Below are 19,397 nucleotides of genomic sequence, written 5' to 3'. Positions count from 1 at the left end.
CGCGAATTCGGAGCCGCCCTTATCCGCCGATCGGCGCGCACTTCGCCAACAGCCACGCCCGTTCGTCGGCACCGAGCTCCGGCCCCAGCACGTCGAGCACGCGGCCATGATAGGCGTCGAGCCACGCACGCTCGGCCTGGGTCAGCATCGCCGGCTCGATCAGCCGGCGCTCGATCGGCGCGAAGGTCAGCGTCTCGAAGCCCATCATCGGCTGTTCGGCGCCGGGAATGTCGCGCCGCTCGACCAGCACGAGATTCTCGATGCGGATACCGTATTCGCCCGCTTTGTAATAACCCGGCTCGTTCGAGATGATCATGCCGAGACGAAGCGGCTCGGCCGGACCGCCGCCGGGATAATTGGGCTTGGCGATGCGCTGCGGCCCTTCGTGCACCGCAAGGTACGAGCCGACGCCATGGCCGGTGCCGTGCGCGAAATCGAGACCGGCCTCCCACAAGGGCCGGCGCGCGAAACTGTCGAGCTGACCGCCATTGGTGCCTTCCGGGAACACCGCGGTGGCGAGCGCGATATGTCCCTGAAGGACGCGGGTGAAGCGATCGCGCATCTCGGCGGTCGGCTCGCCCACCGGGACGACGCGCGTCACGTCGGTAGTGCCATCGGCATATTGGCCGCCCGAATCGACCAGATAGAGCTGGCCCTGTTCGATCTTCAGATTGGAGTCTTCGTCGACGCGATAATGCGGGCTGGCGCCATGCGGCCCGGTCGCCGAGATCGTGTCGAAGCTCAGATCCTTGAGCAGCCCGGTCGCCTCGCGCAACTCCTGCAGCTTGGCCGCTGCGGTCAACTCGGTCTCGGCACCCTTGGGCAGCGTCTCCTCGCACCATTTGAGGAAGCGGGTCAGCGCCGCCCCGTCGCGCACACTCGCGGCACGATGCCCTGCCGCCTCGGCCGGGTTCTTGATCGCCTTGGCCAGCACCACGGGATCGCGCAATGCGAGCACCGTCGCGCCACCGCGCTGCAGACCGTCGAAGATCGCCGCCACAGCGCGTTCGGGATCTGCAGCGACGCGCTTGCCGCCATAAGCCGCGAGCGCCGGCGCGAAATCGTTCCGATCATGCACGCGCACCGCATTGCCGAGATGCGCGGCGACCTCCTCGCTCATCTTCTCGGGCGCGACGTAAAGGTCGACCGTGCCGTCGGCATTGGCGATGGCATAAGCGAGCGCGACCGGCGTGCGCTCGACATCGGCGCCGCGCACGTTGAGCGTCCAGGCAATCGAATCGAGCGCCGAGAGCACCACGGCATCGGCCTGCTGCTCGCTCAGCCAATCGACGATATCGGCGCGCTTCTCCGCCGAGGATTTGCCGGCAAGCGCATCGGGCTGGACCACCAGCCGCGCATCCGACGGCGCCGGCCGGTCAGGCCACACCGCGTCGACCGGATTGGTGTAGACCGCGACCAGGGTCGCGCCTTTGGCCGCCAGCGCCTTTTCGGCCTCCTTGACCCAGGCCGAGGTGTGCAGCCAGGGATCGTAGCCGATCCGCGCGCCCTGTCCGGCATGGCGACCGAGCCAATCGGATACGCTGGTCTCCGGCACGCCGACAAACTGCCAATGATCGCCGTCGACCTGCTCGCGCACCTGGAGCGTGTAGCGCCCGTCGGTGAAGATCGCCGCTTCCGCCGGCAGCACCACCGCGGTCCCGGCCGATCCCTGGAACCCGGTCAGCCAGGCCAGCCGCTGCGCATAGGCGCCGACATATTCGGACATGTGCTCGTCGGTCAGCGGCACGACGAAACCGTCTAGGCGCTCGCGCTTCAATTGTTCGCGAAGAGCGGAAAGACGGTCGGCATAAGTGGACATCAGGCTATTTCCATCGGCGGCGTCCCCGGGACGACAGGGTGGTTAACGCGCGAAAAGCGCAATGGCGCACATTTGCGCGCGAGACGCAGAGGTCAAGCGACGATACGCGCGGCGGGAACACAACGCCCGGCGCTGTGGCAGAACGGGACAGGCGTGTGCCTGCCTTTCCCGTCACGCAAGGCCTTCGACAAGTGCCGCGGCGTCGCTATGTCGGTGCCATGACCGACCAACCCAAGCCGCCCGTCGCAGCGATCCGTCCGCATTCCTTCACCACCCACGGCATCACGATCGAGGACCCCTGGGCCTGGCTCAAGGACCCCAGCTATCCCGACGTGAAAGACAAGGACGTGCTCGCCTATCTCGAGGCGGAGAACACCTATTTCGAGGCGATGATGGCGCCGCACAAGCCGCTGACTGACCGGCTCTACGAAGAGATGAAGGGGCGGATAAAAGAGGACGATGCCTCGGTCCCGCAAAAGGACGGCGACTGGCTCTATTGGACCGCGTACGAGACCGGCGGCCAGTATCGCAAATGGTGGCGCAAGCCCGTCGCGGGTGGTCCCGACGAGTTGCTGCTCGACGAACCCGCGCTCGCCGAGGGCAAGGAATATTTCCGGCTCGGCGCCTTCTCTGTGTCCAACGACGGCAAATTGCTCGCTTATGCGATCGACGACAACGGGTCCGAACGCTTCACCATCCGGGTCAAGGATCTGGCGACCGGCGAGCACCTGTCCGACACCATCCCCGGCATGTTGTCGGAGATCGTCTGGGCGGTCGACGACAGCGCGTTCCTTTACGGCCTCGCCAACGAGCAATGGCGCACCGACAATGCCCGACTGCACAAGCTCGGCACCGATCCCGCGACCGATATCGAACTCTATCACGAGCATGACGAAGGTTTCCGCGTCGGGGTCAGCGAGACCAGCGACCGCCAGTGGATCGTCATCGCCACAGGCGACCATGTCACCAGCGAAGTCTATCTGCTCCCGGCAAGCGACCCGATGGCCAGGCCGATTTGCGTCGCGCCGCGCAAGACAGGTCGCGAATATGATGTCGAGACGCATGGCGATACGCTCTACATCCACACCAACGACACCGACCCGATGTGGCGGCTGGTGACCGCGCCGATCGCCGATCCGGAAAAATGGAGCGAGCTGATCGCCCCGTCCAAGCATTTCTACATGACCGGGGTCGAATGCTATCGCGACTATTTCGTCGTCGAAGGGCGTGAGGACGGGCTCGATCAGATCTGGATCCATCGCTACGATCCGGCGATCACGCCGCAACGGATCACGTTTCCGGAGGCGAGCTACACCGCTGGCCTGGGCGACAATCCCGAATACGATATGCCGGTGATCCGGCTCGGCTATGAATCGATGGTCACCCCGGGAACGGTCTACGACTATGACGTCGCCACGGGCGAGATGACGACGCTCAAAGTCCAGGAAATCCCCTCGGGCTACGACGCCGACAAATACGATACCGAGCGGCTCAAGATAAAGGCGCGCGACGGGACCGAAGTGCCGGTGTCGATCGTCTATCCCAAGGACTTTCCGAAAGACGGATCGCGTCCGCTCTTCCTCTATGCCTATGGCGCTTATGGCTATGCCATCCCGCCGGGCTTCTCGACCGGGCGGCTATCGCTGCTCGATCGCGGCTTCGCTTATGCCATCGCGCATATCCGCGGCGGCGACGATCTCGGCCAGCAATGGTATCACGACGGCAAGCTCGAAAAGCGCAGCAACACGTTCAACGATTTCGTCGACGTGGCGAACGCGCTGGTGGCGGATGGCTGGACCAGCGCCGGCAAGATCGCGATCGCCGGGCGTTCGGCGGGCGGCGAGCTGATGGGCGCGGTGGTCAATTCGGACCCCGATCTGTGGGGCGCGGTGATCGCCGACGTGCCGTTCGTCGACGTGCTCAACACGATGCTCGACGACAGCTTGCCGCTGACTCCCGGCGAATGGCCCGAATGGGGCAACCCGATCGAGGACAAAGCGGCGTTCGAGCTGATCCGCTCCTATTCGCCCTACGACAATGTCACTGCCCAGGCCTATCCGCCGATGTTCATCAGCGGAGGACTCAACGACCCGCGCGTGACCTATTGGGAGCCGGCCAAATGGGCGGCGAAGCTACGTGCGACCAAGACCGACGACAATCTATTGCTGCTCAAGACCAATATGGGCGCAGGCCATGGCGGCAAGTCGGGGCGGTTCGACAGCCTGTACGAAGGCGCCGAGGAGCATTGCTTCGTGTTGTGGCAAATGGGGGTCGAGGAGTGAAGGCCTCACACCGTCATGCCGGACTTGTTCCGGCATCCAACGCGCAACAACGGCGGGATTCCGTTGCGGAGATTTGGACCCCGGAACAAGTCCGGGGTGACGACTATTGAGATGGCGGGGCTAAGTTACCCCATCACCGCGACCGAGGCGGACATCGACGAACTCGGCCATGTCAACAATGCGGTCTGGGTGAAGTGGATCCAGGATATTGCGGTGGCGCATTGGAACACGATCGCCACGCCTGAACAGCGCGACGCCATGATCTGGGTCGTGACGCGGCACGAGATCGATTATCGCGGCAACGTGTCGGTCGGAGAGACGGTGACAGCCGAGACCTGGGTGTCGGAGCCGCCGCAAGGCGCGCGGTTCGACCGCCATGTCCGGTTCACCGGCGCGGATGGGAAAGTGAAGGTCGAGGCGGTCACAACCTGGGCGCTGATCGACCGGGCGACGGGCCGCCTGATGCGGGTCAGGCCCGAGCTCGCGGCACCGTTTCTCGACTGACGCCGCCGTTCCGTGTAACGCAACGGCAACGCTCGCGGCGCGAGCTTGGGAGCCCGCGCCGCGCCGCATCATTCAATAGCGGTAGTCGTCATAGCCCCAGTAGCGCCGGTGATGACGATGCTCGCGGCGCCATTCGCGCTCGCGCTCCCAGCGCCGCCGCGCTTCCCAACGCTCGCGGCGTTCGCGCCAATGGTCGCGCCGGCCATCGCGATAATAGCCATCATTATAGCCATAGCCGCGATAATCCTGGCTATACGAAGAACCCCAGCGCTGCGCGGACGCAGAAGCCGGCATAAAAGCGAGAAGGCTGCCCGCCACGGCAGTCGAAAGCAACATCATGGTACGCGTCATTACAACCTCCTATCGGTGATGACCGAGCGAGGTTTATCGACCGCAATATTGGCCGGCGCTGAACCGGCCGTACAGGCTGGGTTTAGGGTTGGATTGCGCGCTCGCCGATCGCCTCAGAGATCCCAGATCATTGACGGCCACCTCATCCCAGCTACGACTCTCCCATGGGAAAAGCTGATCGTCTCGAACGCCTGGACATTCGGCGAGGTGAGCTGGAAGCGGAATATTTGGAGACGTTGATCGCGGCTCTTCAAGTCACCGCCGCCGGTGCCTGGGGCTTGTTCGATCACAATCAAGATCGTTGGACACGTGTTAAAATAGCGCCGGTCGTCGAGAATCTGTGCGAGCTTGCTCAGGCAATCGATGGCCTCCGCGAGCAGCTCTCATTGGAAGCATTCGAGCTGCATCAGGAGTTCCTGGCATCCCGCGGCCCGGTAGCATCAAGCGCCGTGGGTGAGCCCAAACAGGCTCAAGCCTGGCTCGTAAAACTCAGCGAACGCTCGCTAACGAATAGCGGCTAACGACGCACTGGCCAACCTTCAACCTACGGCATAAGGTACCGGACGGAGACGGCGATGACTCAAGCCGAGCGCATGAATTCCGCGTCAAACGTTTGGGAAGCCGACCCATGGGATGCTTCCGATGAAGTAGCCAATTCCCAATTGAAGGGATTTCAAGCGAGAGCAGCCAAGACAATCGGCTGGACGCTGTTGCCTGCCGCAGGCCCGTCGTTGTTCGGGATCGAAAAACAGAAGCGTGTGGGCGCCGACGTGGGATATTTCGCTACGCATGAAGGCGAGGATATGTTGCTAATGCAATTAGCCTGGCATGGCTTTCCCGATCCGCCTGAGTGGAGATTGGCAACGCCGTCGAGCGGCAGCGTCGGTCCCTGGGAATCATGGGGCTACTTCGCGGACATGCCGGCTACGTGGCAGCTACCGTCCGGTGGCTGCTAATCGCTCGAATCGGCGAGTTTAGCCCCGCGCCTAAGCTTTCGCCGCCAATGACTCCTTCCGGACATCTACGGCGCGGCAGACGGCAGGCAAACCTCACCCCTCTCTTTTCACCTCCGCAATCGCTGTCCGGTTCTGCCGCGCCCAGGTCTCGCGGCCGGTCAGGAACGCCTTCCACCCAAGGATCGCGCCCCAGTGGCGGAATAGCTGGAAACTGAACGGCTCGAGCACGGCCGCCGCCAGTGCCGGCCCGAAACGCAGCCCCTTGGTCTGCCCGGTCCAGCGCGAATAGAGGTGGAGCGAGGTCAGATGGAAAGTCAGGTCGACCAGGATCTTGGCCGCCATGATGATCAGGATCGGCAGCACGATGTGGAAGCGGCCGCTGAACAAGACCACCAACAGGATGACGAACGCAGTCAGGCCGAAGATCGGCTGCACCGTATCGGCCGCCTTGACCGGCAGCATCGCGGTGCCAAGCTTCCCGAAACGGCGATTGGCGACCATGTCGCGGTTCCAATGCTGAGTCTGCAGGAACCCGCCGAACCAGCGGCGGCGCTGGCGCAGGAACGCGGGAAGCGTCGCCGGCGCGTCGGTCGAGGCGAGCGCATCGCCGACCACCCGGACTTGCCAATCGCGGCCCGTATCGTGCGCGACGCGGTGCAGGCGGTGGATCAGCTCGTAATCCTCGACCAGGCAATCCGGGTCGAACCCGCCGACCTCGACCACTGCCCTGGTCCGGAACGCGGCGAACGCACCCGACACCAGCAGCAGGCCGTTCAGCCGCGCCCAGGCATAACGCGACAGGAAGTTGCGGACATATTCATAGGTCTGGAACCACTCGAACAGCCGGCCGGACAGGCTGGGCCCGCACATCGGGCGGATCACGCCGGTTGCGGCGACCAGTTCGGGTTCGGCGGCGAAGGCGTTGCGCATCGCGGCGATCGCGCCGGGCTCGAGCAAGGTATCGGCATCGACCGTGACGACGATCTCCTCGTCGACATGGAGGATCGCGGCATTGAGCGCGCGCGCCTTGCCGCCATGCGGCAGCCGCAGCCAGCGCAGCGACGGCAGGCCGGGCGCCTGCGGGCTGATCGTGCCCCGCGCTGGCTGCGCCAGGCCATAGCGGGCAAGCGTCTCCGGCGTCGCGTCGTCCGATCCGTCATCGGCGATCAGGATCAGGTCGGGTGCGTCCTTCTGCGCGGCCAGGCGATCAATCGTCACGTCGAGCACCGCGGCTTCGTTGCGCGCGGCGACGATGATGGCGAGGCTGGACCGGGCGTCGGACGGGGGTGCGGGTCGCGCACCGTGGCGCAGCGGCCAGATCTGCACTGCGGTGAAGATCAACAGCGCGGTGTCATAGAGGATATAGCCGACGCCGACCGACCAGACCAGGAAGCCCTGGCGCAGGAACGCCTGAACCACCAAGGCGGCGAAAGCCACATATACGAGTGCCGTCACCCCGCGGCTCGGCCACCCCACGCGGCGGGGATTGAGGCGCGGGGAAAGCTTGGCGAAGGACTGGGCGAGCGCGTCCGCCGGGGTACGCTGAATCATGGAGAACACGACTTCATTTGGGGGCGCCATATCCCTAGCGTTCGTTACGGCGCCGGACTAGCCGGAATGGTAATTGCTTACGGGAGTACGTCGTGGAGAACGAACGGTTCACGAAAACCGCAATCTGGTTGCACTGGTTGATCGCGATCGGCGTGGTGACCAACGTCACCCTTGCCTGGGTCTGGCCGCTCGGCGATCATAACGACGCGATCGGCGAATATGTCCGGCCGATGATCGACATCCACAAATCGACCGGCGTCACCATTCTGGCGCTCGCCATCCTGCGGCTGTTGTGGCGGATCGGGCACAAGCCGCCTCCCTTTCCCGCCCGCTACAAGCCATGGGAGCGGATCTCGGCGCATATCGTCCATTGGGGGCTCTATGTCGTCATCCTGGCGATGCCGATCACCGGGTGGGTGATGGATTCGGCATGGAAGGACGCGGCGACGCATCCGATGCTGTTCTTCGGCACGTTCGAATGGCCGCGGCTGGGCTTCATCATGAGCATGGCGCCTGACACCAAAGAATGGATCCATTCCACTTTCGGCGAAGCGCACGAGTTGATCGCCTATCTGGTCTACCTATTGTTCGTCCTGCATCTCGCCGGCGCGATCAAGCACCAGATGGAAGGGCATAAGGAGCTGCAGCGCATGGGGATTGGACGCTAAATGGCATTGAGCGCAAGGGCCGGGAAGCCGGCGGTCGGTGGCGCGCCTAGATCCTTGGTCCAAGCCACGAAGGACCAAGCCATGACCTTTGCTTTCACCAGCTACGCCTCCCCGGTCGGCATGCTCAAGCTCGTCGCGAGCGACCGCGGGCTAGCCGCGATCCTGTGGGAGAATGACGATCCCGATCGCGTCCGGCTGGGCGCGATGACCGAACAGCCCGACCACCCGGTGCTGGTCGAGACAATGCGCCAGTTGAGCGACTATTTCGCTGGCACGCGCACCCATTTCGACCTGCCGCTCGATTTCCACGGCACCGATTTCCAGAAGAGCGTGTGGGCGGCATTGCTGACCATCCCGTTCGGCGAGACGCGGTCCTATGCCGAGATCGCCCGCCAGCTCGGCCGCCCGACCGCGTTCCGCGCGGTGGGTGCGGCGAACGGGAAGAATCCGATCTCGATCGTGGCGCCCTGCCATCGCGTGATCGGCACCAACGGCGCGCTGACCGGCTTTGCGGGGGGCTTGGAGGGTAAAGCCTTCCTGCTTGAACTGGAGGGCGCGGCCTGACCTTCCACCCGTCATCCCAGCGCAAGCTGGGATCTCAAGCAGAAGCGCGATATGCTTGAGACTCCAGCTTGCGCTGGGGTGACGGTTAAGGGGGATGGGGGACACATGCCGTTTCGTCATGCCGGATGGGCGTTGCTGCTGCTGGTGCCGATGATCGCGGTCGCGTTCTGGCCGCAATATCTCCATGACCTGCCGCACGCCGCATTCGCGCTTCATGCCCACGGCCTCACCGCCGCCTTGTGGATCGCCCTGGTCTTCTTTCAGCATTGGTCGATCCATCAGCGACGCAATGCCCTTCATCGCACGGCCGGCCTGGCGGTGTTCGCCGTCGTGCCGCTGTTCATGGCGGGCGCGCTGCTGGCAATGCAGAGCATGGCGGCGAAAGCACTCGCCGGGCATCCCTTCTACGCCCCGTTCGGCGCGATGCTGGGGCTCGACGACGCGATCGCCAGTATCGCGCTCCTGTTCTTCGTCCGCGCCGCGTTGCTCGATCGCCGCCAGGTCTGGCTGCATGCCGGCTACATGTTATCGACTTTGTTGCTGGTCTTGCCGCCGATCGTGACCCGGCTGTTGCCGCCAATGGCCGTTCCCGGGCTGAGCCCGTTCGATGCCGCTTACCTGACCGCCGAATTGGGCGCCGGCGTGGTCGCCGTCCTGCTCGCTCTGGCCTATCCCCGCAGCCGGAGGCCGTTCCTGACGGTCGCCGCGATCACCGTTGCGCAGGCCGCTCTGGTCGAAAGCTTCGGGCGTAGCGCGGCCTGGACCGAGGCCTTTGCCGCGCTGACCCGGGTTCCGGTAGCGGCGCTGGCCGCGATCGGCATCCTGGCCGGGGCAGCGTCGTTATGGTCCGCTTGGCCGAAGCCGCGCGCAGCAATGCGCGCCGCTTGATCGCTTAATCAGCGCTCGGAAGATCGGCCGGCATATCGCCGGCATCCGCCAGCCCCACGCCGCGATGGACACGGACATTGCCCGTCGAGGCCATCGCGCTGCTCACACGGATGCGCTTGCCCATCGGCAGCGGCGCGACCGGAACCGGGGCCGACAGCGCCGCGATCTCGGGCGCAGGAGCGGTCGCGCCGCCGCGATGGACGACCACCCCCGAATCGACTTCCTGCGCATTAAAGCCGGCATAGGTTGCCGCGAGGGCAGTGCCGCTGTCGCCGCCTGGCCATGGCGTTGTGCGGCCAGTGACGCTGGGCTCCAGGCCCGAATAATTCTGGCTGTTGGCGAGCGCGCCTTCCAGCCCGCCGCGCCAGCGGTAGAAGATATGGGCGCCGACCGTCGCGATGCGATCCATGCTCGATGCCCACCAGGGCAGCACGTAATTGGCGTGATAAAAGGTTGCCGAGCCGACCGGCGCATAGACCTGGCCGGACAGCGCCGAAACCGCGATGTCGCGGGCATGCGCCCAGGAAGCGGGATCACGGCGGAACGCCATCGATCCGTCGCAGGTGAAGCTGAACTGGCATCCGGTGCGCCGGGTCGATCCCTGATAGACCACGCCGCACACGCTGTCGGGAAAGGCGCGATCGCGCACGCGATTGAGCACGACCTGCGCGACGGCGCGCTGGCCGTCGTCATTCTGCGACCGTGCTTCATAATAGACCGCCGCGGTCATGCATTCGATCGCGCGCGCGGCATCGTCGGGGCTGCGCGTCGTCGACAGCGCCAGCAGCGGCTGGGCGGCGCTGATCGCGGCATTGGAAACCGTGGCATCGACCAAAGCCGGAAGCTTGGCAGCGATATCGGCCGGCAAGTCGAGCGCGAGGCGATTGATCATCGTCACCGTCGCGATCGGACGCTGGGTGCTTTGCAGCGGTACACCGGCCTGGGGCAGGCACGACGCGACCATCGCCAGCAGGCCGAAGCCTGCCGGAATACGCGTTCGAAGGAGGAACCAGCGCCGTGACACGCCCGCCGCAGTAACGGCAGGATGTTAGAAGCTGGTTAACCAGAGACGCGTCTTCAGCCTGAATTTCGCAATGCCGTGGCAATCGCGTTGATCGACAGCAGGATGCCTTCGCCGATCCGTGGATCGTCCTCCCCCGCGCGGTGGCGCTTCATCAGCTCGATCTGGAGCAGGTTGAGCGGCTCGATATAAGGCAGGCGCAAGCGGATCGAGGCATCGAGGCCAGGATTCCGTTCGAGCAGCCGCGATTGTCCGGTCGCGTCGAGCAGGCCATCGCGGGTCCATTTCCAGCCGTCGCGGATGCGCGGGAAGATCGCCTCGGCCAGCGCGCGGTCCTTGACCAGCGAGCAATAGCGTTCGGCGATGGCCATGTCGGATTTGACGATCACTTGCTCCATATTGTCGAGCGTCGCCGCGAAGAACGGCCAAGCTTGCGCCATTTCGCGCAGCAATGGCTTGTCCTCGAACGCCGCCAGCGCTTGGCCGACCCCGTACCAGCCCGGCAGCATCACGCGGGCCTGCGCCCAGCTGAACACCCAGGGGATCGCGCGCAGATCCTCGATCGCGTCCGATTTCTTGCGGCTCGCCGGGCGGCTGCCGATCTTGAGATTGGCGATCTCGGCGATCGGGGTCATTTCGCGGAAGAAGGTCCGGAAGCCCTCGGTCCCATAGACCAGGTCGCGATAGGCCTTGAACGCTGTCGCCGACAGCTCGTCCATCGCCATGCCGAACCGCTTGCGGTCGGCATCCGATAGCGCGGGCGGGGCGAGGCTGGCGAGCAGGGTCGCAGCGGCCATCGCCTCGAGATTGGTGGTGGCGCTTTCGCGGGTGCCGTATTTAGCAGCGATCACTTCGCCTTGTTCGGTGATGCGGATGCGGCCCTGGACCGATCCCGGCGGCTGCGCCTGGATCGCCGCGAAGGACGACCCGCCGCCGCGCCCGACCGCGCCGCCGCGGCCATGGAACAATTGCATGCCGACATGCGCCCGCTCGAACACCGGCTCGAGCGCTTCCGACGCGCGGCTCAATTGCCAGGTCGAGGTCAGATAACCGCCATCCTTGTTCGAATCCGAATAGCCGATCATCACTTCCTGGACGCCGCGCCCGACCGCGAGCCCGGCGATTTCGGGCAGGCCGAACCATTCGGCCATGATCGCCGGTGCGGCTTCGAGATCGCTAACCGTCTCGAACAGCGGCACCGCCATGATCGCCGCGGTCGGCGGATCGCCGGGCACGTAGAGCCCGACTTCCTTGAGCATCAGATGGACTTCGAGCAGGTCGCTGACCGACATCGCCATCGAGACGATATATTGGCGGATGCAGGCCGGCCCGTATTTGCCATGCGCCTCCGCCGCCGCGCGCAGGATCGCGAGTTCGGACGCGGTGTCGGCGCTATAGGTCGCATAGGGACTGACTAATGGGCGGACATTGGCGAGTTCGCGGCGCAGCAGCGCCACGCGCGCGGCTTCGTCGAGCGCGATATAATCGGCCTCGACCCCTGCAACCTTGAGCAATTCGGCGACCGTGCGTTCGTGGACCGCGCTGTTCTGGCGCAGGTCGAGCGTCGCCAGATGGAAGCCGAACGTATCGACCGCGCGGATCAGCCGGCCAAGCGCGCCGCCCGAGGCGAGCGGCCCCGCGCCTTCGTCCGCCAAAGCGTGAGCGATGATGACCAAGTCGCGGCGCAGCGCCTGCGGATCTGCATAAGCCTCGCCCTTGAGCGCGGCCGGACGCGGTGCGGACTTGCCGGTCAGCGCGCGATGCGTCGCCGCGAGCCGGGCATAGACCCCCGACAACGCGCGGCGATACGGCTCGTCGTCGCGGCTCGGCGCATCGTCGCCGCTCGCCGCCGCCAGCTGGAGCAACTCATCGCTGACTCGCGCATGATCGGTCGAGATCGACAATTCGGCGCCGAGCGCATGGACCGCGTCGAGATAATAGCCAAGGACCGCCTCGCACGAACGGGCCAGTGCCGCGGTCAGCGATTCCGCGACGACATTGGGATTTCCGTCGCGATCGCCGCCGATCCAGCTGCCCGGCTTGAGGAAGCTCGGCGTACGTTCCCCGAGCGCGCGGTCCCAGCGCTGGTACAGCCCTGGCAGCACCGGCAGGAACACGTCGCGCAGATAGGAGAGCGCGGTCTCCACCTCGTCCGCGACGTACAGCCGCTCGCGCCGCAGCACGCGCGTCTGCCACAGCAAGGCGATTTGCCGCGTGATCGCCTGCTCGACATCGTCGCCTTCCTGGGTCGTCGCCACCTTGCGATCGCGCAGCGCCATCAATTGGGCGATGCGGTTGCGATGGTCGATCATCGACTTGCGCCGCACTTCGGTCGGATGCGCGGTCAGGACGGGCGCGACCAAAGCGTGGTCGAGCAGATGCATGACCTTGTCCTTGCCGATCCCCTCATCCGCCAGCCGTTGCAGCGCCGCCGCGACATCCGCGCCCGGCTCGGCGGCGACGCCCTGCCGGTCCTCGGCCAGGTTGGCGAGCATCGAGAACAGCATGAAGCCGCGAACGAAATCGAGTGTCTCGTCGAGCGACAGGCGGTCGAGGCCGAGATCGACATCGCCGCCGACGCCGCGATGGCGATCGACCGAGGCCGAACGGATATATTCGGTGCGCTTGAACAGCGCCTCGCCGCCATAAGCGCGGATCACGTCGCCGAGCAATTTGCCCAGGAATCGCACGTCGGGATTGTTGGTGATGGTGGGGAGGTCGGCCATGTCGCCCTGCTGCACTGCAGCGCGATTTGGGTCAATCATTTCGTTATCGGACCCGCTCATGGCATTTTATTCCAAAATGCGCTCACGGAGGGCGCATACGTTTGCATGAAACAGATCAGCAAGCGTCTATATCCCGACCGTCATCCCGGCCTTGTGCCGGGATCCACCGTGCCGCCGGCGCAGGACGAGGAACTCAGGCCGTTCGGTCTGCCGCACAGTGGATGCCGGGACGAGCCCGGCGTGACGGGTTGAGTTCACCCAGCCGCGTCATTTTGCTCGAATAATGCCCGGGAATGACTGTTTTCGGGGCCGCAGCCCCTAAGCCTCCAGCTCGACATCCCAATACAACCAGTCATGCCACGTATCGTGCAGATGGTTCGGCGGAAAACTCCGCCCATGTTCCTGCAATTGCCAGCTGGTCGGGCGGATCGGCTCGACATGCAGCGGCATCTTCGCCTCGCGCGGCGTCCGCCCGCCCTTGCGCAGATTGCACGGCGCGCAGGCGGTGGCGACATTCTCCCAGGTCGTGCGTCCGCCATAAGCGCGCGGGATGACATGGTCGAAGGTGAGATCCTTGTGCGTGCCGCAATATTGGCATTGGAAACGGTCGCGCAGGAACAGGTTGAACCGGGTGAAGGCCGGGAACGCGCTCGGCCGGACATATTGCTTGAGCGCGATCACGCTGGGCAGCTTCAACGCGAAGGTCGGGCTGCGCACTTCGCGTTCGTAATGCGCGACGATATCGACCCGATCCAAAAAGACCGCCTTGACGGCGGTCTGCCATGGCCAGACGGAGAGCGGGTAATAGCTGAGCGGGGTATAGTCCGCGTTCAGCACCAACGCCGGGCAACTGTCCGGATGTCGCATTAGGTCGGGATGAAACACACCTTCCCCCTTCGCTTTCCTGGCGGGCGTAAAGCCGATCAGGATGACGCCATGATGACAGCACAGGCCATGACTCGCGGTCAAGAGTCGCCGCGATGATCGTCAGCCGTTTCGCGCCGAGCCCGACCGGAGGGTTGCATTTGGGCCACGCCTGGTCGGCGATCCAGGCGCATGATCGTGCGAAGAACGCGGGCGGGCGGTTCCTCCTGCGGATCGAGGATACCGACGTGACGCGGTCGCGCCCGGAACATGTCGCCGGGATCATCGCCGATCTCGAGTGGCTCGGGCTGGGCTGGGATGAGATGTCGATGCAATCCGAGCGGTTGCCGCTGTACGATGCCGCGCTCGATCAATTGCGCGATGCCGGACTCGCCTATCCCTGTTTCTGCACCCGCGCCGAGATCGCACGCGAAGTCGCCGCCAGCCTGCACGCGCCGCATGGTCCCGACGGACCGCTTTACCCCGGCACGTGCCGAGTGATCGATCCGGCGACGCGCGCGGCGCGGATGGCCAGCGAGGCCTACGCCTGGCGGCTCGATGCGGGCGAAGCGGCGCGGCGCGCGGGGCCGCTCGCCTGGACCGACGAACTGGCCGGCACGACGCCGGTCGATCCGCAACTGCTCGGCGACCTGGTGCTCAAGGGCAAGGATCGCCCGGCGAGCTATCACCTCGCTGTGGTGGTCGACGACGCGGCGCAAGGGGTGACCCATGTCGTGCGCGGACGCGACATCATGCCCTCGACCCACGCGCATCGCCTGCTCCAAGCCGTGCTCAGTCTGCCCGAGCCGCGCTATCGGCATCATAGCCTAGTGCTGGATGCCGAGGGCAACCGCCTCGCCAAGCGCCATAGCGCGCCCACGCTGGCTGACTGGCGGGCCGAAGGGATGGATGGCATCGCGCTGGTCGAGCGATTGCGGGTCGGTGAATTACCTTTCGGATATAGGCTCGACCAAGCGTAGCGGACGGGAAATATACGCTGGCAAGGACGGCTAAGTAACGCATTGGCTGCTCCCTCTCCCGCTAGCGGGAGAGGGAGGGGCCCGCCGCGAAGCGGTGGGAAGGTGAGGGTCTTCTTTCTTCTTTTTTGGTTCTACCTGCTTGGAAGAAAGAAGACCCTCACCCAAACCCTCTCCCGCAAGCGGGAGAGGGCTCAGAAAACGCCGACCGGCGAACGGCGCGGTCGCCAAATGAACGCCCCTCCCCATTGGCTTCGCACTCGACCAAGCCTAGATAAACCCCATGACCACTTTCCTCGCCCTCCTGCTGATCGCCGCGATGATCGCGACCGTCGCTGCTTTGGTCCGCGGCGTCATCCTGTTCCTCAAGGGCGCGACCGACGATGTGAAGAGCGGCGAAGGCCCCAGCGCGACCTCGATCCGGTCGAACCAGATGATGATGTACCGCATCATCTTTCAGGCGGTAGCGATCCTGATCGCGGTGCTGTTATTGTTGCTCGTCGGCCGCCAGCATTGAGCGGCTGACCGTTGGTCAAGCTCAACAAGATCTACACGCGCACCGGCGATGACGGCACTACTGGGCTGGTCGGCGGCGGGCGCATCTCCAAGGCCGATCCGCTGATGGCGGCGATCGGCGACGTCGATGAGGCGAACAGCGCGATTGGCGTGGCGCTGGTGTCGATCGACGACGAGAGCACCGTGGTACCCTTGCGGCGCGTCCAGAACGAATTGTTCGACCTCGGCGCCGATCTCGCGACGCCGCTCGACATGGACGGCGGGTTGCGCGTGACGTCCGAGCAGATCGACCGGCTGGAGCGCGAGATCGACGCGATGAACGCCGCTCTTTCGCCGCTGACCAGCTTCGTCCTGCCCGGCGGAGCGGCCGGGGCGGCGCAGCTTCACCTGGCGCGCGCGATCGTCCGCCGCGCCGAGCGCAGCGCGGTCGCCGCTACAGCCGACAATGCGCTCAGTCCCAAGGCCTTGACCTATATCAATCGCCTGTCCGACTGGCTGTTCGTCGCCGCGCGGCGATTGAACAATTTGGGCGCCAGCGACGTTCTTTGGGTTCCTGGCGCCTCGCGCTGACCCACTTGGGTTTCGGCCCGTATTTCCTATGTGAGCGATTGACTCCGTCGGCGAAACGACCGAAAAGAGGAACATAATGAGAACGCGACTTGGCCTCCGCCCGACTCCGGAAGCGCTTGGCGCCCGTTATGCGGCGGTGCGCGGACTGAGCGTGGCGCTCGTCGCGCCGCTGTCCGACGCGGACGCGACGGTGCAGTCGATGGAGGATGCGTCGCCAGCCAAATGGCATCTGGCGCATACGACCTGGTTCTTCGAAACGTTCGTGCTGCGCGATTTCGTGCCCGGCTATACGCTCCACGACGATCGCTTCCCGTTCCTGTTCAACAGTTATTACGAGGCGGAGGGCCGTCGTCACAGCCGCGCGCGGCGCGGCATGGTGACGCGGCCGAGCCTGGATGAGGTGCTGGGCTATCGCGCCGCGGTCGACGCCGCGCTGGCGGCGGCGTTGCCGACATTGCCGGAAGAGGCGCGCGAACTGGTCCGTCTCGGCTGTCATCATGAGGAGCAGCATCAGGAATTGCTGCTGACCGACATCCTCCATCTGTTTTCGGAAAATCCGATCGAGCCGGCGATCTGGCCGGGCGCACGCAAGGTACCGGTCGGCATGCCCGATGCGCTGGGCTGGATCGAGCATCCGGGCGGCGTGGTCGAGATCGGGCATGACAGCCCGCATTTCGCGTTCGATTGCGAAGGGCCGCGCCACAGCGCGCTGCTCCACCCGCATGCCATCGCCGACCGTACCGTGACCAATGGCGAATGGGCCGCATTCATCGCCGATGGCGGCTATGCCGAGCCGCGCCACTGGCTGTCCGACGGCTGGGCCTGGGTGCAACGCGAGGGCGTGACGGCGCCGCTTTATTGGGAACAGCGCGAGGACGCCTGGACCCGCTTTGGGCTTGACGGGCGGCGGCCGATCGACCCCGCCGCGCCGGTCACGCACGTCAGCTTCTTCGAGGCGGATGCTTATGCCAGTTGGGCCGGCGCGCGATTGCCGACCGAAGTCGAATGGGAAGCCGCCGCGGCGGCCTACGATCCTGACAGCGGCAATCAGCTCGACGTCGCCGGACCGGTTGAACCACGTCCCTCCCCTGGCGGCCCCGCGTTTTTCGGCGATGTCTGGGAATGGACCGGCAGCGCCTATCGCCCTTATCCGGGCTTCCACCCGGCCGAGGGCGCGGTCGGCGAATATAACGGCAAGTTCATGAGCGGGCAGTTCGTGCTGCGCGGCGGATCGTGCGCCACGCCGCGCGGTCACGCCCGCGCCAGCTACCGCAACTTCTTCTACCCCCATCAGCGCTGGCAATTCACCGGCGTGCGCCTTGCCAAGGATATCTGATGCTCAAACAGGAAATCGAGGACGGCACTCGAAGTTTCGCGGATCCTGCTTTCCGCGCCGACGTGATCGACGGGCTGGCGCGACGGCCGCGCGCGATTCCGGCGCGCTGGTTCTATGATCATCGCGGCTCCGAATTGTTCGAGGCGATCACCGAATTGCCCGAATATTATCCGACACGGACGGAGACCGCTTTGCTGCGCTCGGTCGCGGAAGAGATTGCCGAGCGTGTCGGACCGGGCCGCGCGGTGGTTGAATTCGGGTCAGGATCGTCGACCAAGACACCAATCGTGCTCCAGGCGCTCGATCCTTCGGCCTATGTGCCGATCGATATTTCGGGCGATTTCCTGCGCGAATCCTCGCGCGCGCTGGCTGAGAGATTCCCCGGCCTGCCGGTCTTCCCGGTCGAGGCCGATTTCCTCAAACCGATCGCGTTGCCGCAACAAGTCCGCACGGCGCCCAAGCTGGGCTTCTTTCCGGGATCGACGATCGGCAACATGATCCCCTTGTCGTCGACCGACCTGCTGCGCGCGATGCGCGCGTCGCTCGACCAGGGCGCGATGCTGCTGATCGGGATGGACCGGATCAAGGACGTAAGCGTGCTCGAACGCGCGTATGACGATGCCGCCGGGGTCACCGCGCAATTCAATCTCAACCTGCTCGAACGGATCAATCGCGAACTCGACGGGACGATCCCGGTCGAGGCATTCCGCCACCGCGCGATCTGGAACGACGATCGCGCGCGGATCGAAATGCACCTCGAAGCCGTGCGCGATGTGCGGTTCATGGTCGAAGACCGACCGTTTGAGATGGCAGCGGGCGAGACGATCCATACCGAGAATAGCCACAAATACGGCGCGCGCGACGCCCGTCTGCTGCTGCGGTCGGGCGGGTGGACGCCGATCGCCGAATGGACCGACTCCGACGACCAGTTCGCGCTCTATCTTGCCGAGGCCCAGCCGCCGCGCCCCGCGCCGTGACAGCCGGCGTCCATCGCGCCGCTGCGACCGGTTTTGCTGACGGCGCCGACATCTACGCCGCGAGCCGCCCCGCCTATCCGGGCGAGGCGCTCGACTGGCTGCGTGACCGGATGGGAATCGGGGCGGCCAGCCGCGTAGTGGAAGTCGGCGCAGGCACCGGGCTGTTCACGCGCCTGATCCTGGAAACCGGCGCCAGGGTCCTCGCTGTCGACCCGGTGGCGGAGATGCTTGCCCATCTGGCGGCGACGGTGCCGGGCGTCGCGACTGCCATCGCCACCGCCGAGACATTGCCGGTCGCGGCGGAGTCGGTCGACGCCGTGATTTGCGCCACCGCCTTCCATTGGTTCGCCACGTCGCCGGTGCTCGCAGAATTCCATCGCGTGCTGCGTCCGGGCGGAACGCTCGGGCTGATCTGGAACGTGCGCGATACCGAGGTCCCCTGGGTGCGGCGATTGTCGGAGATCACCGATCGTTATCAGGACGACGCGCCGCGCCAGAAGTCCCAGGCATGGCGTGACGTATTTCCGGCGCCCGGCTTCTCACCGCTCCACGAAACCGCGATGCGCTACGATCATGCCGGAACCGCCGAAGAGGTCATTATCGGCCGCACTTTGTCGACCAGCTTCATCGCCGCTTTGCCCGACGATCGCCGCGCCACCCTGGTCGATGAAATTCGCGCGATGATTGCCGCGACGCCTGAGCTGGCCGGCAAGCGCAAGGTCCATTTCCCCTATGTAACTCGTGCTTACGATTGCCGCCGGATCGACTGACCGGGTTGCCGCGCGCCCGCCGCTATGGCTAGGGCGGACCGGATTGGCCTCGGCCGC

At 65.2% G+C, this 19,397-nt stretch carries 19 protein-coding genes; 13 read left to right on the top strand and 6 right to left on the bottom strand.

The window, feature by feature from the left end:
* Window positions 1-19: 19 nt before the first annotated feature.
* Window positions 20-1,819 (bottom strand): aminopeptidase P family protein, encoded by a 1,800-nt coding sequence (locus AC1DRD_RS00535; protein WP_478030574.1) that lies wholly within the window; start codon window positions 1,817-1,819, stop codon window positions 20-22.
* Window positions 1,820-2,037: 218 nt separating this feature from the next.
* On the opposite strand from AC1DRD_RS00535, the gene AC1DRD_RS00530 reads away from it, so the two are divergent.
* Together AC1DRD_RS00530 and AC1DRD_RS00525 are read left to right on the top strand one after the other, a co-directional pair.
* A complete protein-coding gene (locus AC1DRD_RS00530; protein ID WP_478039519.1) occupies window positions 2,038-4,101 on the top strand; it encodes a S9 family peptidase in 2,064 nt (687 codons plus the stop codon).
* A gap of 111 nt (window positions 4,102-4,212) precedes the next feature.
* The gene (locus AC1DRD_RS00525; protein ID WP_478031358.1) at window positions 4,213-4,605 is read left to right on the top strand and encodes an acyl-CoA thioesterase; all 393 of its coding nucleotides are present in this window, start codon (window positions 4,213-4,215) and stop codon (window positions 4,603-4,605) included.
* A 72-nt stretch (window positions 4,606-4,677) separates the two neighbouring features.
* On the opposite strand, the gene AC1DRD_RS00520 is transcribed toward AC1DRD_RS00525, so the two are convergent.
* Entirely contained in the window at window positions 4,678-4,956 is a 279-nt protein-coding gene (locus tag AC1DRD_RS00520) for a hypothetical protein (RefSeq protein WP_478039517.1), read from the bottom strand.
* A gap of 164 nt (window positions 4,957-5,120) precedes the next feature.
* On the opposite strand from AC1DRD_RS00520, the gene AC1DRD_RS00515 reads away from it, so the two are divergent.
* Both AC1DRD_RS00515 and AC1DRD_RS00510 read left to right on the top strand, forming a co-directional pair.
* Window positions 5,121-5,477 carry a hypothetical protein gene (locus AC1DRD_RS00515; protein ID WP_478030581.1) on the top strand — a complete coding sequence of 119 codons (357 nt, stop codon included), beginning with the start codon at window positions 5,121-5,123 and terminating at the stop codon, window positions 5,475-5,477.
* 54 nt (window positions 5,478-5,531) lie between these two features.
* Window positions 5,532-5,912 (top strand): hypothetical protein, encoded by a 381-nt coding sequence (locus tag AC1DRD_RS00510; protein WP_478039515.1) that lies wholly within the window; start codon window positions 5,532-5,534, stop codon window positions 5,910-5,912.
* Window positions 5,913-6,005: 93 nt separating this feature from the next.
* On the opposite strand, the gene AC1DRD_RS00505 is transcribed toward AC1DRD_RS00510, so the two are convergent.
* Window positions 6,006-7,463: a glycosyltransferase family 2 protein gene (locus AC1DRD_RS00505; protein WP_478039513.1), complete on the bottom strand. Its 1,458-nt coding sequence runs from the start codon at window positions 7,461-7,463 to the stop codon at window positions 6,006-6,008.
* Window positions 7,464-7,555: 92 nt separating this feature from the next.
* Here AC1DRD_RS00505 and AC1DRD_RS00500 point away from each other — a divergent pair, with 92 nt between their 5' ends.
* The 3 genes from AC1DRD_RS00500 (at window position 7,556) to AC1DRD_RS00490 (ending at window position 9,583) form a co-directional block, all read left to right on the top strand.
* Complete coding sequence (locus AC1DRD_RS00500) at window positions 7,556-8,131, top strand: cytochrome b (RefSeq protein WP_478030587.1); 576 nt, start codon at window positions 7,556-7,558, stop codon at window positions 8,129-8,131.
* A gap of 81 nt (window positions 8,132-8,212) precedes the next feature.
* On the top strand, window positions 8,213-8,695 hold the full coding sequence (locus AC1DRD_RS00495; RefSeq protein ID WP_478030589.1) for a methylated-DNA--[protein]-cysteine S-methyltransferase: 483 nt from the start codon (window positions 8,213-8,215) through the stop codon (window positions 8,693-8,695).
* A gap of 105 nt (window positions 8,696-8,800) precedes the next feature.
* The gene (locus AC1DRD_RS00490) at window positions 8,801-9,583 is read left to right on the top strand and encodes a hypothetical protein (protein ID WP_478030591.1); all 783 of its coding nucleotides are present in this window, start codon (window positions 8,801-8,803) and stop codon (window positions 9,581-9,583) included.
* Between the two features lie 4 nt (window positions 9,584-9,587).
* Here AC1DRD_RS00490 and AC1DRD_RS00485 read toward each other — a convergent pair whose 3' ends face one another.
* The 3 genes from AC1DRD_RS00485 to AC1DRD_RS00475 form a co-directional block, all read right to left on the bottom strand.
* The gene (locus AC1DRD_RS00485) at window positions 9,588-10,607 is read right to left on the bottom strand and encodes a cell wall hydrolase (RefSeq protein WP_478039512.1); all 1,020 of its coding nucleotides are present in this window, start codon (window positions 10,605-10,607) and stop codon (window positions 9,588-9,590) included.
* 53 nt (window positions 10,608-10,660) lie between these two features.
* A complete protein-coding gene (gene ppc / locus AC1DRD_RS00480; protein ID WP_478039510.1) occupies window positions 10,661-13,330 on the bottom strand; it encodes a phosphoenolpyruvate carboxylase in 2,670 nt (889 codons plus the stop codon).
* A gap of 318 nt (window positions 13,331-13,648) precedes the next feature.
* Window positions 13,649-14,215, bottom strand: a complete 567-nt coding sequence (locus AC1DRD_RS00475) for an HNH endonuclease (RefSeq protein WP_066810247.1) — start codon at window positions 14,213-14,215, stop codon at window positions 13,649-13,651.
* Between the two features lie 95 nt (window positions 14,216-14,310).
* On the opposite strand from AC1DRD_RS00475, the gene gluQRS reads away from it, so the two are divergent.
* The 6 genes from gluQRS (at window position 14,311) to AC1DRD_RS00445 (ending at window position 19,340) form a co-directional block, all read left to right on the top strand.
* Window positions 14,311-15,174, top strand: coding sequence for a tRNA glutamyl-Q(34) synthetase GluQRS (gene gluQRS, locus AC1DRD_RS00470; protein ID WP_478030597.1), 864 nt, complete (start codon window positions 14,311-14,313; stop codon window positions 15,172-15,174).
* Window positions 15,175-15,454: 280 nt separating this feature from the next.
* Entirely contained in the window at window positions 15,455-15,688 is a 234-nt protein-coding gene (locus AC1DRD_RS00465; RefSeq protein ID WP_066810249.1) for a twin transmembrane helix small protein, read from the top strand.
* 11 nt (window positions 15,689-15,699) lie between these two features.
* The gene (locus AC1DRD_RS00460) at window positions 15,700-16,257 is read left to right on the top strand and encodes a cob(I)yrinic acid a,c-diamide adenosyltransferase (protein ID WP_478030599.1); all 558 of its coding nucleotides are present in this window, start codon (window positions 15,700-15,702) and stop codon (window positions 16,255-16,257) included.
* A gap of 76 nt (window positions 16,258-16,333) precedes the next feature.
* Entirely contained in the window at window positions 16,334-17,593 is a 1,260-nt protein-coding gene (gene egtB / locus AC1DRD_RS00455) for an ergothioneine biosynthesis protein EgtB (RefSeq protein ID WP_478030601.1), read from the top strand.
* On the top strand, window positions 17,593-18,570 hold the full coding sequence (gene egtD, locus AC1DRD_RS00450; protein ID WP_478030603.1) for an L-histidine N(alpha)-methyltransferase: 978 nt from the start codon (window positions 17,593-17,595) through the stop codon (window positions 18,568-18,570). The genes egtB and egtD overlap by 1 nt, the downstream gene beginning before the upstream one ends.
* Entirely contained in the window at window positions 18,567-19,340 is a 774-nt protein-coding gene (locus AC1DRD_RS00445; protein ID WP_478039508.1) for a class I SAM-dependent methyltransferase, read from the top strand. Before egtD ends, AC1DRD_RS00445 begins: the two co-directional genes overlap by 4 nt.
* The last annotated feature ends 57 nt before the right edge of the window (window positions 19,341-19,397 follow it).

This window comes from Sphingomonas sp. P4_G2, assembly GCF_056401155.1.
The sequence above is the reverse complement of the archived record's forward strand: the minus strand, read 5'-3'. Positions and strand labels throughout refer to the sequence as shown.